At 41.3% G+C, this 15328-nt stretch carries 14 protein-coding genes; 1 reads left to right on the top strand and 13 read right to left on the bottom strand.

Annotation, left to right across the window (positions count from 1 at the left end; genetic code table 11):
- Nucleotides 1–325: 325 nt before the first annotated feature.
- Nucleotides 326–559, bottom strand: coding sequence for a hypothetical protein (locus ISALK_RS14110; RefSeq protein ID WP_201756926.1), 234 nt, complete (start codon nt 557–559; stop codon nt 326–328).
- Between the two features lie 183 nt (nt 560–742).
- Nucleotides 743–1966, bottom strand: a complete 1224-nt coding sequence (locus ISALK_RS14105) for an FMN-binding protein (RefSeq protein WP_160723415.1) — start codon at nt 1964–1966, stop codon at nt 743–745.
- 372 nt (nt 1967–2338) lie between these two features.
- Here ISALK_RS14105 and ISALK_RS14100 point away from each other — a divergent pair, with 372 nt between their 5' ends.
- Nucleotides 2339–2644 (top strand): ATP-binding cassette domain-containing protein, encoded by a 306-nt coding sequence (locus tag ISALK_RS14100; RefSeq protein ID WP_160723413.1) that lies wholly within the window; start codon nt 2339–2341, stop codon nt 2642–2644.
- Between the two features lie 241 nt (nt 2645–2885).
- Here the strand turns inward: ISALK_RS14100 and cphA are convergent, their stop codons facing one another.
- The 11 genes from cphA to ISALK_RS14050 all read right to left on the bottom strand — a co-directional run bounded on the left by cphA (nt 2886) and on the right by ISALK_RS14050 (nt 14990).
- On the bottom strand, nt 2886–5501 hold the full coding sequence (gene cphA / locus ISALK_RS14095; RefSeq protein ID WP_160723411.1) for a cyanophycin synthetase: 2616 nt from the start codon (nt 5499–5501) through the stop codon (nt 2886–2888).
- A complete protein-coding gene (locus ISALK_RS14090; protein ID WP_160723409.1) occupies nt 5488–6384 on the bottom strand; it encodes a cyanophycinase in 897 nt (298 codons plus the stop codon). The genes cphA and ISALK_RS14090 overlap by 14 nt, the downstream gene beginning before the upstream one ends.
- A gap of 110 nt (nt 6385–6494) precedes the next feature.
- A complete protein-coding gene (locus tag ISALK_RS14085) occupies nt 6495–6632 on the bottom strand; it encodes a hypothetical protein (RefSeq protein ID WP_160723407.1) in 138 nt (45 codons plus the stop codon).
- A 314-nt stretch (nt 6633–6946) separates the two neighbouring features.
- A complete protein-coding gene (locus ISALK_RS14080; RefSeq protein ID WP_160723405.1) occupies nt 6947–7603 on the bottom strand; it encodes a hypothetical protein in 657 nt (218 codons plus the stop codon).
- 41 nt (nt 7604–7644) lie between these two features.
- Nucleotides 7645–8049, bottom strand: coding sequence for a hypothetical protein (locus tag ISALK_RS14075; RefSeq protein ID WP_160723403.1), 405 nt, complete (start codon nt 8047–8049; stop codon nt 7645–7647).
- A gap of 230 nt (nt 8050–8279) precedes the next feature.
- Complete coding sequence (locus ISALK_RS14070; RefSeq protein WP_160723400.1) at nt 8280–9296, bottom strand: restriction endonuclease; 1017 nt, start codon at nt 9294–9296, stop codon at nt 8280–8282.
- Between the two features lie 316 nt (nt 9297–9612).
- Nucleotides 9613–10488 (bottom strand): PGN_0703 family putative restriction endonuclease, encoded by an 876-nt coding sequence (locus ISALK_RS14065; protein WP_160723398.1) that lies wholly within the window; start codon nt 10486–10488, stop codon nt 9613–9615.
- A 533-nt stretch (nt 10489–11021) separates the two neighbouring features.
- Nucleotides 11022–11891 carry a zinc ribbon domain-containing protein gene (locus ISALK_RS14060; protein WP_160723396.1) on the bottom strand — a complete coding sequence of 290 codons (870 nt, stop codon included), beginning with the start codon at nt 11889–11891 and terminating at the stop codon, nt 11022–11024.
- A 405-nt stretch (nt 11892–12296) separates the two neighbouring features.
- Nucleotides 12297–12455, bottom strand: a complete 159-nt coding sequence (locus ISALK_RS14955; RefSeq protein ID WP_201756925.1) for a hypothetical protein — start codon at nt 12453–12455, stop codon at nt 12297–12299.
- Between the two features lie 768 nt (nt 12456–13223).
- Nucleotides 13224–14672, bottom strand: a complete 1449-nt coding sequence (locus ISALK_RS14055) for a DUF2812 domain-containing protein (RefSeq protein ID WP_160723394.1) — start codon at nt 14670–14672, stop codon at nt 13224–13226.
- Entirely contained in the window at nt 14673–14990 is a 318-nt protein-coding gene (locus ISALK_RS14050; RefSeq protein WP_160723392.1) for a PadR family transcriptional regulator, read from the bottom strand.
- Nucleotides 14991–15328: the final 338 nt, after the last annotated feature.

The following is a 15328-nucleotide window of genomic DNA, read 5'->3' as shown; positions in this document are numbered from 1 at the left end:
CCTTGAATATAGCGGGACATCGAACCACCTCGTTTTCTTTCTATTATATCATATAACCATTGATAATACAGGATTTCAGGGTGGTAATACTAATGTTTTATTGATTTGTTTTTACGCAACCTGACGGTTCTGTTGTGAGTTTTTCACATAATGACTGTAACCATCCCTCTATTCTATAAACATAAAAAAACTAAACGATTAGATGCTCTATACCTTTTTATTGCAATATCACAAAACCGTCCCTTGTAACATACGGAATATTGGGTCTTGCTTTAAACTTACCGGGGGCGATCTTATCTTCTCTTAAGGAGCCATAAAAAGATTTTCAGTTTTGGAATACGGTTTTCATGATCCCCTGGCTGGTTTGTGTGGGAAGAGCCCGGTAATCCTGCTGCTTCATGGATTTGAAAAGGGCATCCAAAAAGTGATAGTTCACATAAGGCTTTTCTCTGGAGGGTGCTTCGAGTTCATTGCTTTTGATTTCTTTTCGATTTTCTACCGGTTTCGTTTTTTCTTTTTCAACTTTTTTTGCATAGGAGGATTGTAATGCACCTCTCATCTAGTGGAACCAACGCCATGGAACTGGAACCTCTAAAAATTGACAGGATTTGGAAGATTCAAGACTATGAGGAAAGGACAAGATAAATTTCAAGCATAAAAGCAGGAGGACAGTTACTCCGTCCCCCTGTCCCCCTTCTACTTTTGTGGTTCTATGTGCTTTAGTGTTATTGGCCCATATGATTTAGTATATTCCGCGGTTGAATCCGTCTTTGATTGCGGACAATACTTTGTTTGCCCTAAGGGTGGCTCCGGTGTAGACATCGATATCTTCGATAAACTCCTCAGGGTAATAAAGATCAAACAGGGCATCCAAAGGTTTACCATCCAGATAAGCCAATACATATTCGTATTGTACCGCCACAGGGTACTGTTCATCTCCCTCTTCCAACTCGTGGTAATAGGTGTCACCATATTCCAAATGGCGGTAGGTCAGATCAGTAAACTCGCCATCCATTACATAAAACTGAATACTGACCTGCTGTTGACCTCTTTCACCGTAAACCCCGCGGTATCTTCCGGTGGGGTAATCATCAATTTCGCGGTCATAGTCCTCGTCGGCAGGCTGATATAATCCACGATTAAGGGCATCGATCATTGAAGAGAAAATCTTACTTGCCCGAAGGGTGGCACCGGTAAAACCGTCAATATCCTCAACAAGCTCTCCGGGGCCGGGATCATGAAGATCAAAAATAGTAGAAAGTTCACTGCTCTCAAGATGGTCTAAAACCTGTTCATGTTGAAGTTTGATGGGATAGATGCTGTCACCTTCCTCTGCCTGAAGGTAATAGTTTCCTGCATAGTAAAGATGGCGATAGTTTAAGTTCTGAAGATTGTTGTTGATTAGATCGAATTCAATGTTTAGTTGCTGGTCTCCGGCGTCTGAAAAGAATCCACGGTAAGTTCCGTCGTCATATTCGCCGATCTCTCTACTAAAGTCGTCATTAGCCGGGGAGTATATCCTACGGTTCAGTCCATCCTGTATGGCTGAACGAATTTTGGTGCCTCTTACGGTTGCTCCACTGAACCCTTCATAATCATCGAGGATATCTCCCGGACGGTAAAGATCATCAATGTCGTCGGGACTCCTTCCGGTTAAATGCTCTAAGGCCTGTTCATGTTGAGATCGGATAGGGTAAAAGGTATCACCGGGTTCTGCATCAAGATAATCATTGTCCCTATAGAACAGTTTTCGATAACTCATGTCGGTAAAAAGTCCATTTTCTAAATCAAATTGAATACTGATTTGCTGATTTCCTTGATCCTCATAGATCCCCCGGTAGGTTCCGTCTTCATAATCATGGGTGACATCAACATCTGTGGGATCTGTTGGGTCCGATACCAGAAAGATTAATAACACGATACTGACGACCGCTAAAACGATAGCCGCTAAAATATAGTTTTTCATAAAATTCCCTCCCTGAATTATATCGCTTCCATGTTTCGGACTGATATTTCCCTTGAGGTAATAATAAAACTGAAAGTCTATTTTGGTTATACCCGAAATTAGCATGTATATGCAAAGATAGTTAATTAATTGACAAAAACTTGGTTTGTTAGACCATAATAGTGGGGCAATCCCATCAACTAGGGCGGTTAGCTCCTTCTTCGTAACAAAAAATAGGCTAAGGGATTAGAGTAGTGTCCTGTCTCAAATCTTCCCCCTGTCCTCCGGACATCCGTCTTAAGGCGGAGGAAAAAAATCCTGTGACGGAGGGATATCTTTAAAAAATAGACTATGATTACTAGAGTAAAACAGATAGGCAAAGGAGGCAAAGGAATGCATTTGGAAATCAAAAATTTATACAAAAGCTTCGGAGACAGCCAGGTGCTCCACGGCATAAGTTTTGAAGTGGAAAGCGGTAAGGCCCTGGGATTTTTGGGAAGAAACGGGGCGGGAAAAACCACCACCCTTCGAATTTTAATGAATTTATATAAACAAAACCAAGGGGAGATTTTGCTGGACGGAAAGCCCTTTAAGGTACAGGAACATCAAATCGGGTATCTGCCCGAAGAGAGGGGGCTGTATCCAACGTTTGTATTGCTACCTCACAAAACCGTCCCTGTAACATATGTTGGATCATAGGTAAAACGCTCTTTGCCATCCAACCACCTCGTTTTTCTTTCTATTATATCATATAACCATTGATAATAGAGCGTTATAGAGTGTTTCTATTGTCGATTTATTCATTTGTTTTTACGCAGTCTGACGGTTCTGTTGTACTTCATTACAACAATAAACGCATTAATTGACTTATTCATTAATTCCCTCTAATGGAACCTATTGCGACCAATACTTACTTCATTCTATAAAACTTTATAATCGATCAGGATCTGGAACCTGCCAGTTTTGCTTTATACTCTAGAACGTCTTTTATCACCCGGGCCACATTGTCTGCCTGCAGGACCACAAGATCACCTTTTCCCGCCATCTCCAGTGCTGATTTCGTGGCTTCGATTTCATCGAGCACCACTGTCACCATCTCCGGTTCAAATCCGCCCTTTAAGAGTCCCTCTTTCACAATTCGGGCGGTCTCCCCTGGGATTCGCTCTCGGGGGTCCGCATCACAAAGAACAATATGATCGTAGTAACGTGACAGGGTTTCTCCAAACTCCAGAATATCGTCTCCTCTCCGGTTTCCAACCCCGGATGTCATCCGGATTTTTCTGCCCGGCATCAGGCCTTTGATAAAGTCCGCAGTGGCGGTGATTGCTCCGATGTTATGACCGTAATCAACGACAACTTTAAAATCACCCATTTCGATGACATTCATTCGTCCCGGAGTCTGACCGATGGATGGGCTGAAGCTCACAAGTCCGGCCCTGACCTGGGTTTCATTGAGTCCCAGTGCAGCGGTGGCTGCCACTGCTGCCATAACATTCTCAACATTAAATCCCGCTTTCCCGTCGAAGGTGATGGGGATCTCAGCCACACTTGCCACGGTTGATGTCCATCCCTTCTTTTGAATAATCACAGTCCCCTCCTGAACGGTGACATTCAGATTTCCCTGGTCATAATTTTTTTTCAGTGCAGGATGCTCCGGATCTTTTGAGAATAACACCGGCTGCCCTTTGCCTTTATCCAGGCAGGAGAGAACCAGGGCATCGTCAGCATTGAAGACCGAGTATCCCGTGGGTTTCACCGCTTCAGTCACTGTGGACTTTAATCGGGCCAATTCTTCCAGGGTGTCAATTCCTCCCTCACCAAGATGGTCGGAGGAGATATTAAGAAGAATCCCCACGTCACTTTCCTTAAACCCGAGACCGCGACGGAGAATTCCTCCTCTTGCCACTTCAAACACCGCATGATCAATGGTGGAGTCCATCATGACCTTCTGTGCGCCTTCAGGACCGCTGTAGTCCCCTTGGAGGATGGGAATATTGTCGATGATGACCGCATCCGTCGATGTCATACCAACGGTGCATCCGTTCAGTCCCAAAATATGAGAAATCAGCCGGGTGGTTGTGGTTTTTCCGTTGGTTCCGGTGACTGCAACAATGGGAATGGCATAAGCTGCTCCCGGCGGAAACAGCATATCGATCACATTGGCCGCAATGTTTCTGGGTGTTCCCGTTGTGGGATTTAAATGCATTCTGAATCCCGGTGCGGCATTCACTTCAACCACTCCGGAAGACTCCCTCTGAAAAGGCTTTGCCAGGGTATCGGCGATAAGATCAATCCCGATGACATTCAGCCCCACAATTCTGGAAATCCGCTCTGCCATCAGCCGGTTCAAGGGGTGGACGTTTTCCGTCACATCAAGGGCTGTACCACCGGCACTGATATTGGCTGTGGATTTAATATAGATTTTTTCCCCATCAGCGGGAATACTGTTTACACTCAATTTTCGGACAGCCAAGAGCCGCTCTGTCATATAATCAATCTTAATCCTGGTGAGGCTTTTCTCATGCCCGATCCCCCGGTCAGGGTCTTTATTGATCTCATCGATCAGATCCCCTATGGAGCTTGTTCCGTTACCAATGACATAGGCGGGCTCCCTGAGGGCTGCCGCTACAAATTTTCCGTCAATGACAAGAATCCGGTAATCGAATCCCTCCAGATACTTTTCCACCAGAGAGGTCTCACAAATTTTGTCTGCGATTTCAAAGGCGAGCTTCAGTTCTTCCCTGTTTGTGATATTCACGGTGATTCCCCGCCCATGGTTTCCCACCAGAGGCTTTACAACAACCGGGTATCCGATCTCATCCGCAGCCTGCAGGGCTTCTTCCACAGTTTCCACAGAGAGTCCTTCAGGGATGGGTATACCCATGGAGGACAGGAGCTTTTTCGTACTCTCCTTGTCATCGGCGATCTCGACCCCAAGGGCCGAAGTATTATCCATCATTGTTGCCTGGATTCTTCGTTGATGAACTCCCTGCCCCAGCTGCACATAGCTCTCCTCATTAAGCCGGAGATGAGAGATTCCTTTTTTGGTTGCTTCGTTGACGATTGATTGGGTTGATGGCCCCAGCAGAGACGTTTCCGCGATTTCCTTAAGATCGATGATCAAAGGCTTTACATCGGTTTTAATTCCCTTAAACAGATTTTCCACGATATGAAAGGCCATTTCACCTGCCCGCATACCGGTTTTTTCGTCCACATAGCGGTATACAAGATTATAGATTCCATAATCATCGGTATTAAAGGTTTTCCCGAAGGCCACTTCATGGCCGGAAAGGCATTGAAGCTCCAAGGCCACATGCTCGAGCACATGACCGGCCCAGGTTCCCCGGATCAGTCGTTCGTAAAATCCCCCCACCCTTCCCGGCGAGCATTTATGCTGTTGTAAACTGGGCATCATCATAGCCAGATTGTCTTTAAATCCGGGAATCTTGTCTGTCGGCTTTTCTTCAAGCTCCCCGAGATCCAGCCTCATAAAGATCACCGGATGCCTGCTGTAGTAATTGGGTCCGCGAATGGCTCTCATTTCAATTATTTTCATTGGTATTCTCCTCGCTTTCACCCAGATGCATCCTTCTCAGGTCATCGGGTTTTAGATACCTTTTCCTGCACAGATCATAGCCATAGCCATCAACAATGGTGTGAATCACCAGATTCTCAATGGCGATGGACTCATCGGAGTTGATGTTTGCAACGTTGGTGTATTTAAGATTCTGTCCATCCAGAATCACCGTGATGCCCCCTCCGATGGCTTTTAAAATACAGCCCTCCTCAATCACGATACCGGAATCCTCTCCCAGTCCAATACCGGTATTTCTGGGATTCATACTGACCGTCTGCATTAAGCGGCTGAAGCGTCCCCGCTCCACAAAGTGGGTATCGATGATGGCATTATCAACCAGACCGATTCCGCTGGAAACACTAATGGTTCCCTTTCGAAGAGCTTCCCTGCTGTCTCCGCCGTTAATCATGGTCTTGGACATTGCACTGGCTCCGGCGCTGGTGCCGGCAATGATGCAAAACTCCTCCCTGTATCTCCGAAGTATTTCCCCTTCAATGGGAGAGCCCCCTAAAATACTGGTAATCCTCAACTGATCCCCTCCGGTAAAAAAAATAACGTCAGCCTCGGAGATTCGTTCCAAAAAGCTGACGTCGGCCGCCTGTTCCCTTGTGGAGATATGCAATAATCCCACTGTGTGATTGGGGTCCTTTGTAAATATTCTGTAATAATCACTGCCCACCTCTTTGGGGTGTTGACTTGCAGTTGTAATGATTTCGATTTTTTTCTTCTCTTTGTTGACAAGAGACATGACAGTGGATAGGATCTGCAGATCGTTTTCCTTGTCTTCCTTCCCTCCGATGGCCACCAAGAGCCCTTTGGGGATCATCGATTTTTTCGATAATGGTGCTGTTTGGCTGTTCATAGTTTTGCCTCCATTTAAATCATATCCCTCAACTCCATGAAAATAAAAGCTCCCCCGTACTCATCCATACTGCACGGAGGGATTCAATGGGTACTTACTCTATTATACCATTAATTGGGGTTTTCTGCTGGAATTTCCACCACCCCTGCAAACAGCAGGCTGCCATTGAAGGCTTTGATGCCGTAAGGAAAAGGCCGGTCAAGGATCATTTCCCCTGGAATATCCACCGAAAAAGAGCTTTGATTCATAATGATGAGACTTTAATTTATTGAATAACTTTAAAAATACAACCTCCCATTCATACGCCGAGCATCCGGATCCGTCACGGAGATTTCACCGGTTTCTTTAATCTTGCCTGCCATCAGTTCCTGAATAAAGGGTGGTAATGCTAAGTTTTAATGATTTTGTTTTTACGCAACCTGACGTCCCCGATAGATGTTCTCTCAGGACTGTTCACAGAACCTTGAGGAGGTTTTTTCTTATAGGAACTTATTCTTCTACTTTTTTAGACCTTACAGGTATTTTCAAGCATAGAAGAGCTATTACTTCATTATTTCTTCATTTAAAATTCAACCTTAAAATCCATTCCTTCTCCGAGGGTTTCCCAGTCTTCATCTGTCGGGCCACTAATTATAATTCGTACCCATTCAATATCCTCGGCCTCAGAGTTTTCTAAAATAAAAAACTGTGACCCGGACTTTCTTACCTCCCCGATATAAGTTCCTTCAATATGATCCGACAGCCAAAAGTCCGACTCCAACTGTTCTCCGGTATTAGTTGTAATAGTAGCTTGAGATGCATAAAACTCTATGGTCTCGCTTGATGTGTTTTCTACCTCCATATCGATTTGAATATAATGCATACTATCCCGTTCTAAATAATCTACCATCTCTCCCTTTAGTTCCGCATAGGCTGTATTCACTTGGGGAATGTTTAATACAATCGGTCCATCTTCTTGAGTCGGTATATCACTGGCTCTATTGATTAATGTAAAATCTCCGCTTTCATTTGATACGGTTTCTCCGACGGCAGTCTCAAACTCGCCGGCCTCTCCCTCATCCTCTTCATCAATTGGCTCATCTTCATCTATTGATTCCCCTTCTTCATTTGAATCTTCTGTTTCTTCACCCGCAGTAGCATCTTCATGATCATTTGACTCACTACAGCCTGGAACAATCATCATTAGTACCAACAGCATAACTAGAAGTAATCTTCGCATTTTTCTTCCTCCCATAATTATATTTTTATAACATGTTTATATTAAACCTCTGTCACCTCGACTATATTTTCATCAACTGTGTCATATTTAATAACCCCAACGGTAAGCAAAATGGATGCAATTACAAAGAGATAGAGCCCTGCCCCTGCACCGTTAACAGTCGTTCCATAAAAATCCACGGACTTTGAAAGCATAAAACCTATTGCACTTATTACTGCTAACATACTTAATATTGCACCGACAACTTTCTTCATAGGGCGATCTTTAAGAAGCTTATACACCGGATAAATGTATAATAATAATAGTAAATAGCCGTCCTGTTGAAACCCGGATGCAGTTATAATACCAAGATCCACCCAACTCATAAACAATGATAATACGGCTAGACCGGTTGCAATGAAAATTATTTTACCTCCAATATTCCACTGGTTAAAGCGAACTTTCAAATCAATCCCTCCTTTATTCTGTTTCAATCCGACTTTCTTTTATAACTACATAAATATTTTCTGTATCATATTTAGTATTCGCTATAGAGGATAGATTTTCCTGCATATTCCATAAATTATTTATTTATTTTTTTATACCTTATTTTTACATCCTTGTCTGATAAAAAACAACACTTGGTGGTCTAGCCCAAGATAGACATCCCAATTGTTTTTGGTAATTTATCCTTTCTTTACAGTACTTCATCCAGGTTAGACAGCCCCACATCCAATAACATTTCAGTAAATTCTCTTCCTTTGATTACCTGTACACTATTATCTTTTGTTTCTTCATCGGAAGGGTCCTCTAAATTGTCTGCAGTTGTAATCACCCATGCAATTTTGGAATTTCCGTCATCATCTACTTCTTTATTGGTTAAATAATCTTGTATTTGGTTCATTGCATAATTTGATGTTGTACCTTGATGATATTTTACCTGTACATAATAAATGGTTTTAATTGGCTCAAAGGTTGCTATGATATCAGCATCACCTTCTTTATCTTTCTCATTCTTGGCTGGAATAAACACTTCCGTTGCGCCTGCTTTTCTAAAGTACCATTGTACAAGCTTTTCAAATTTATCAGGATTCAAATATTCTTTTATGGTCGCTAATGTTTCCTCTGCAATTTTTTCTTGTATTTGGCTCCGGATGTTAATCGGTTTTCTTGCTTTGAAATTATCCATTGCACGATCTACATTCTCGCTCAGCTTAGTAATCTTTGAATTGGTCGGTCGTATTTTAAGCCTTGCTGTTAACTGGGAGTCTGCATACTCTTTTCTAGGGATATCTGTCTCAATTTTTTCAACACGTCGAAAGAAGCCCAAATCTATCCTGTTCTCACTGTTGCGTAATCGATGACGTTCTTCCTCCTTTATATTTATTAGATCATCTTCTTTTAGATCCTCTCGTGAAAAACATCTATCATCGATGATTTTATATACAGAAAATCTTTTCGGGCGAGGTACTACAACATAATCCCCTTTTCTCATCTCTGAAACAAACCTCCAAAGGGAGTGTCTGGATCTCATTTTGGGTCCCCATTCTGCTTCGATCAGTTTTTCAAAGTTACTCCAACTGCTACTGCTTTCTGCAATGAAATATTCACTGGACACGTTTGAAAAACCGATAGACAGAACTCCGTTTTTCAATAGTTTGCTCGCAACTTCACCACAATGAGAAATTCGATGTAACCAATAATTTCTCTCCATAATAGTCAACACTCCTTTATCTATTTCTTTATAATATTCCTAGGTCTCATAAAAAGAACTGTATCATTGTGAGGTTCTTCATGATAAGGACTTTATGTTCGCTGAACGCTCAAGTCTTAAGGTCGTGCTTGGCGGTATAACAATCCTTTTGTTTGGTTTTCAATCAATAACAACCATTTATAAGCTGGCCTTGCTCTATACATGTTATTGAACAATTAAATAACATCAGATTTACACCAGTACTCTATGCTCTCATAATGACGCTTGCATTCTTAGCTCATGTGAGGACGGTTCTTCCACTTATTCACTCCTTCCCTTAAAAATACCTATCCGATAAATACTTCATGTACTCTTCATTCCTCTCCATATAATGCTCTAACAACCTTGTAAATACCTCTTGATAGGTGATTGCCGTCACCTTCAGCTGATCTTCCTTAGCATGCTTGATAAACTTTTCAACTTCTCTGCGATGCTGCCACCCCTCTACTCCCGGTACATCATACCAAAGATACAGCAGACGAAATCCCCTTTTACCGTATTTTCGCTTTAACCCGAGAATATGTTTTACCACTTGGGGCAGATCCAGGTACTGATACTCTTCATCCAGCAGGTCTGATTCGCTAAGAGTCTTCAGATGCGGTAGTCCTTTCCAAATCGATGTGTCTTGGAGATAGCTGGATAAGCTTTCCGAATGACTCTTTTTATCCTCCCTCTTGGAAAAAGGCTCGGAAAATTTACTCTCTATCCCATACGCTTTATATTGTGTCTTGTCAGTATTTTCAATCACCACATCCAAATTCGGAGTGTTTCCTTTTGTTTCAAGTATGGAAAGCTTCTTTTCAAAATATAATTTTCTTCCCGAGATAGATCCTTTATTACACAGCCCTAAGGCATGGCAAAGCTTATTCAGCTCCTTTTTTCGACTCCAGTAGTGAAAAAGATTGATGCACAACACCGAGGATGAGTGAAGCGCCTTTGCTTTCGCCACCTGTTTACCTGAATCTTTAAACTCCCCACCATCACCAGCTTCGATCTCTTTCCGGTGTTCGTCCATAGGATCCTCGAAAAAATTCTCCTTTAGATCCATTACATAATTCTTCTCGCCCCTATTACCCTGGCTCCCCTGTAGTTTCATTCCTCTGCTTCTGGCCCACATTCGTTGCTTACCTTTAATATAGGTTGTCCCTTTCATATCAAATCACCTCCTTAATTCTCTTTTAAAATCGGATTCCACTTTAAATAATAGCTTTTATTGATCCGGTCATAAACGAGGTTATCCCCCTCAAAATACTTCAGGACACCGATATCCCTATAATAGGTGACATCTTTTTAAAGTCGATAAAACCCATGAAATAGGGAATCACAAAAATATTCGTAATATCATTGCCGTGATGATGTTCGAATAGAAGAAATGTCCATTACGAAAGAGTTCTGACATAGTTTTATTTTTTTCATTAGTTATCCTCCTTACGGTTTTCGTTTAGGATAACACTACATTACTGACATGATGATGTCAGTGATGTAAAGTTTTTATGAAAAACCTACAAAATAATAATTTGCAGGTTTAAAATCTAGGAGTCTTAATGAGTTTTCCCTTAAATGTTACTATTTTTTTTCTTTAGATGATCTTCCCTTGTTAATTTGATTATATTCAGCCACCTTTAACGTATGAGTTCAAAATACCTCAATCACTTCTTTGTATGACTTTATAACAAGGTTTAACGATTAGTCACTTGTAAGTTCCACCTTCCTTGCATTAATTTCCGGAATCGTAATTCTATTGCCTAATACTGCGGTGTAGGTTTTTCTTCCTTTTATCTCCCCCCATAAATTGACCATATCATCTTCAATGATTCTTTTTTCGCCCTCTTCAAATATATAGTTGACCCAAATCGTGTCGGTATAAAACCCAAAATCACCTTTTGTTACATTCACTCGGAGATAGACATTATTCCGCAATTCTTGTACTTCAACAACTTCTCCGGTATAATGTACTATTTCACCAACATATTTATCCGTTTCCCTAATTAAGTCTTCATAGGGTATTGTATTGCTTTGAGCTTTATAATCAGCTATGCTGATCTCCATATCGTGAGTTGTAGCAAGATCTGGCGGCAGTTGAGCTGCGCTTACAAACAAAACAACAACCCCTATACCTGCTATAATTACTCCTTTCCCTCTGGTATTTATGCCTATAAATCTCATAGGTTTTAAAATGCTTATCCCACCAATGATACATACTAAGAAACTAATAAGGATTTTAACATCTATAGGAGCCCCAATAATAAATAATGCAACCAAACTCCAAAATATTATAACTTTGTAGTTCTTTCTTTCTCTAACCGAATTTGTTTTATGGGTTTCCTCTTTATCCGGACCAATCTCATTTCCCTTTCCTGACTTAGGAGTTGCTGGAGTATCGGATATTCTATCCTCACAATTAACACAGTATCTACTTCCCTTCGGATTAGGAGTTCTACAGGAAGGACAAATCTCTGAGGAGCCATTTTCGTCTGCTTCAATTAATTTGGATCCGCAATTATTACAGAATTTATCATCAACAGACACTTTATTGTTACAATTTGTGCAAAACATCATAATCCCTCCCTCGATATACAAAAATCATAACAGCAAATAACCCCAGCTTCTGATCATTGGATTTAGAAATCATCTTTAGTCCAACTTATACAACAGGCAAATCGTTAACGCCTTTATTTTTACTACTTTCTACAATTTTACAAGGTGGTACAATCTTATCGAACCCTGATGCAATTGATTCAATTAGTTGCTCTAGCCTTAGTATTACGCTCTCATAAAGCAAGGATTTTCCAGCGGTTTTTTAGTAAATACTTTTTAAACGCTATACAATACTTACAATTATTATTTTGATTTTTCATCGCAACTTATTGAAAAATAGCATAGGAAACTGATTAGCCCCCTATGCTCATATTATCTATTATATGCGGTTTTCCTTGTTGTAATTATGATGCTTGCTAAGTATTAATTTAATTTTTTACTGAGTTTAAAAAAGCCTATGCCGGAAAACAAAGCAGATACTGCGCCAATAAAAGCCGCTATACTAATATCCCCATACATCATAGATCCCATTAGAATTCCTAAAACGCCGGTGATCATTAGCAATATAGCAATTACCTTCATACATTCACCCCCTTTTCTATAAATTCTCATCCATGAGCTTTAAATACTCAGATCAAGCAGTGTTGAAGATAACTAAATGATAAGAAATTGAATTTATGAAAGCCCTCCATGGAACCGGCAATCCCTTGATTTTGTATGCTTTTCAGCTTGACATCAACTATTTCATATCCTTCATCTTGGATAACCGAATACCATAAATAGCACCAGCACTGCCACCACTATAAACCACAATCTTTTGTACATCGGTTTCTTTACTTTTCCCTGTCATACCCTCCTTAATTTTTATGTGAAATATATTACATGATAAATATAAAAATATTCCATTTCATTTTATCATTACCAAATATGGATAGCAATTATATTTTCAGTGTTTTCAGTATTTTTATTAATTATTTAAGGTAATGCTATCCATGGAACAATCATCACCCTAGCCGCACCACCGTCAGCAATGGCGTTATCACACATTAGCATATCCTGATCATACTCGGTGAAATCGAGAAACATCGGCGTCTAAGACGAAATTTCTGAGTTTAACGTGAAATATTCACACAAAAAATCCAGTCATTTCATCCTCCGGCATAATACCCTAAGAGAATGAAATACCTGGAATTCGCTAATTCCTGTAGTGTTGTGAGGGCTAAAGTTTTTCAAGATAATCAACAGGTTTTCCGGTACGCTTAGCGTATTCGATTTCTGATCTTGTAGGGTTAGGTCTTTCTGCGCTCTCATAAATTCTTCATTAAATTGGAAATGAAGTGTCCTGTAATGCTAAAAAAGATAATGATGCTTTTCTAAGATCTCTTCAATAAGACGTTCCATATTCGGTTCTTTTATTTCTTCGATATAATTATCCACTCTCCTATAATTCCCTTCAATGATCCAAAGGTGCGTATCCTGTTTCATTAATATGGCGGGGTATCCTTCGGTCATGTAAAACCCATCCACGTCCCAGGCTTCCCTTAAGTCTTCCATGTCCCGCCAGTTTTCTCCAAACCAGGTAATGATACCACCCATTTGAAAATCCAGGTATCCTTCTGCAATCCTTTCAGCAACCCATGCATTTCGGGTTTCGTAGGTTCTAATGGTAATTTCCCAATTCCGACCTTCCACTTCCCAGGTTTGATGCTGTGTATAGTGCTTTGGCACGGCAAAGCTCTGTCCGAGCACCGGGAAAGTTCTTCGTTTTAATGCCTTCTCCTCCGTGAAAACCAGTACTTCCTCAATGGAGTAGGTTGTAATATCCTCGGGGATCTCTTCAATAAGGTTCGGATCCCTGTCCCCGATGTTGTTTTCTATTTGCCGTTCCCGGTAATAATTAAATCCCCCCAGAATCATAAACATCACCAAAAATCCGATAATCACGAATCTGATGCCGTCATCCTTATTCCTGCCTTTCTTTTGGATTGTTAATCGAATGATCGTCCCCGCGGTGATCCCCAGTAACGCGGGAAATATTGAAGAGATAGTATTTGCATGGGGATTATAAAGGGTGTCCAGTACGACGCCCAGGATTAAAAATCCCGTAACCAGTGCTGCGATTATATCAATCAGCAGCTTCCTTCTCCTACCGGTAAAAAAGGTCTCCGCTTCCTTTTCCGGAAGACCCTGTCGCTTTACCTTCCGGATCCACAGCAGACTGCGTATAAGGGCGATCATTGTGGGAATCAGCATCAATGGATAAAGAAAGTAGATGATGTTCCCCATATACTCATCCATCTGAAAAGCCGGTCGAACCCGAGTGATAATAACCAAAACCGCCGTCAGAAGGAAAACAATGATACTCGTTGAGAAATCCTTTTTCCATACTTTTTTTCGAGCCAGGCTCTCCTCCAGCTCCTCATCGGTCTGAATCGGTGTTAAATCCTCATTCGCCGGGGCATGAAATATTTGCAGTTCCTTAATGGAGGTGACAAAATGCCAGCCGTTCTTCTCACAAAGTTCCCGGTACTCCCTGGCCTCCTCTGTCTCTTCCGGTGTAAGAATCCCGCTCCTTTCAAAAACGTCGATGGTAAACTGAAGATCCTTCGGTGTTTCCCGGTAAAAAGTAGCCCAAAGCTCCCCGATTTTTTCCAGCATCCAGCCTTCCCGGGCCATTTTTTCAAAGTAGGCTTCCATTCCTTTATAATCCAATATGGAATACCCCCAATATACCCGCTTTCTCCGTCTTTTTTCTCCGGCACCCTTTCCATTCTTATCCCGGTCCTTTGTCCCAAGCATTTACGCTCCCCCTCTCAAAATATCCCTGCCGTCCTTTACCAGACGGTTCAGCCGTTGAAATTCTTCTTCCAACAGTTCTTTTCCCTTTTTCGTAATCACATAGTTCTTTTTTCGATCTTCCTCGGGAAGGGCTTCGATAATCCCTTCCTTTTCAAAGCGGGATAGAAGGGTGTAAAGGGTACCTGCGCCTATTTTTACGTGTCCCTCCGTCATTTCTTCTACGGTTTGCATAATCCCATACCCATGATTCGGGGAATTGAGAATCAGCAAAATATAGTACATCGGCTCCGTTAGATGTTTTAACTGCTTTTTCGGCATCGTGATCCCTCTTTTCCATCGATTGTTTTCCGGCTAAAGGTATGCAGTTTCCGATCAACTGTATCTACTATCAACATATCTAATAACGATATATCTAATAACAATATATTAGCACGTTGCTTGGGATTTGTCAAAATTATTAAAATACAAAAAAACCGCCTGAAGAATCCTATCACTAAGGATCTTAAGACGGTTTTGGTGTTTACGGTTTTCGGTGTTTGTCAACATAGTTGTCGCATAAAGTTTTTATCTATGTATAATATTTAAATATTTTGCGAATGTTCAATCAACTCTTCTTCGTTCATTGGATTCAGTGTTACATAGTCGGGCAATTTCCA

Source organism: Isachenkonia alkalipeptolytica (assembly GCF_009910325.1).
Taxonomy (GTDB): Bacteria; Bacillota; Clostridia; order Peptostreptococcales; family T1SED10-28; genus Isachenkonia; species Isachenkonia alkalipeptolytica.
This window is presented reverse-complemented; position numbering and strand designations above follow the sequence as displayed.

Bases quoted from the DNA above. Each gene is read 5' to 3' on its own strand.
- ISALK_RS14110 (WP_201756926.1), bottom strand. From the start codon at position 559: ATGAGAGGTGCATTACAATCCTCCTATGCAAAAAAAGTTGAAAAAGAA.
- ISALK_RS14105 (WP_160723415.1), bottom strand. From the start codon at position 1,966: ATGAAAAACTATATTTTAGCGGCTATCGTTTTAGCGGTCGTCAGTATC.
- ISALK_RS14100 (WP_160723413.1), top strand. From the start codon at position 2,339: ATGCATTTGGAAATCAAAAATTTATACAAAAGCTTCGGAGACAGCCAG.
- cphA (WP_160723411.1), bottom strand. From the start codon at position 5,501: ATGAAAATAATTGAAATGAGAGCCATTCGCGGACCCAATTACTACAGC.
- ISALK_RS14090 (WP_160723409.1), bottom strand. From the start codon at position 6,384: ATGAACAGCCAAACAGCACCATTATCGAAAAAATCGATGATCCCCAAA.
- ISALK_RS14085 (WP_160723407.1), bottom strand. From the start codon at position 6,632: ATGAATCAAAGCTCTTTTTCGGTGGATATTCCAGGGGAAATGATCCTT.
- ISALK_RS14080 (WP_160723405.1), bottom strand. From the start codon at position 7,603: ATGCGAAGATTACTTCTAGTTATGCTGTTGGTACTAATGATGATTGTT.
- ISALK_RS14070 (WP_160723400.1), bottom strand. From the start codon at position 9,296: ATGGAGAGAAATTATTGGTTACATCGAATTTCTCATTGTGGTGAAGTT.
- ISALK_RS14065 (WP_160723398.1), bottom strand. From the start codon at position 10,488: ATGAAAGGGACAACCTATATTAAAGGTAAGCAACGAATGTGGGCCAGA.
- ISALK_RS14060 (WP_160723396.1), bottom strand. From the start codon at position 11,891: ATGTTTTGCACAAATTGTAACAATAAAGTGTCTGTTGATGATAAATTC.
- ISALK_RS14955 (WP_201756925.1), bottom strand. From the start codon at position 12,455: ATGAAGGTAATTGCTATATTGCTAATGATCACCGGCGTTTTAGGAATT.
- ISALK_RS14055 (WP_160723394.1), bottom strand. From the start codon at position 14,672: ATGCTTGGGACAAAGGACCGGGATAAGAATGGAAAGGGTGCCGGAGAA.
- ISALK_RS14050 (WP_160723392.1), bottom strand. From the start codon at position 14,990: ATGCCGAAAAAGCAGTTAAAACATCTAACGGAGCCGATGTACTATATT.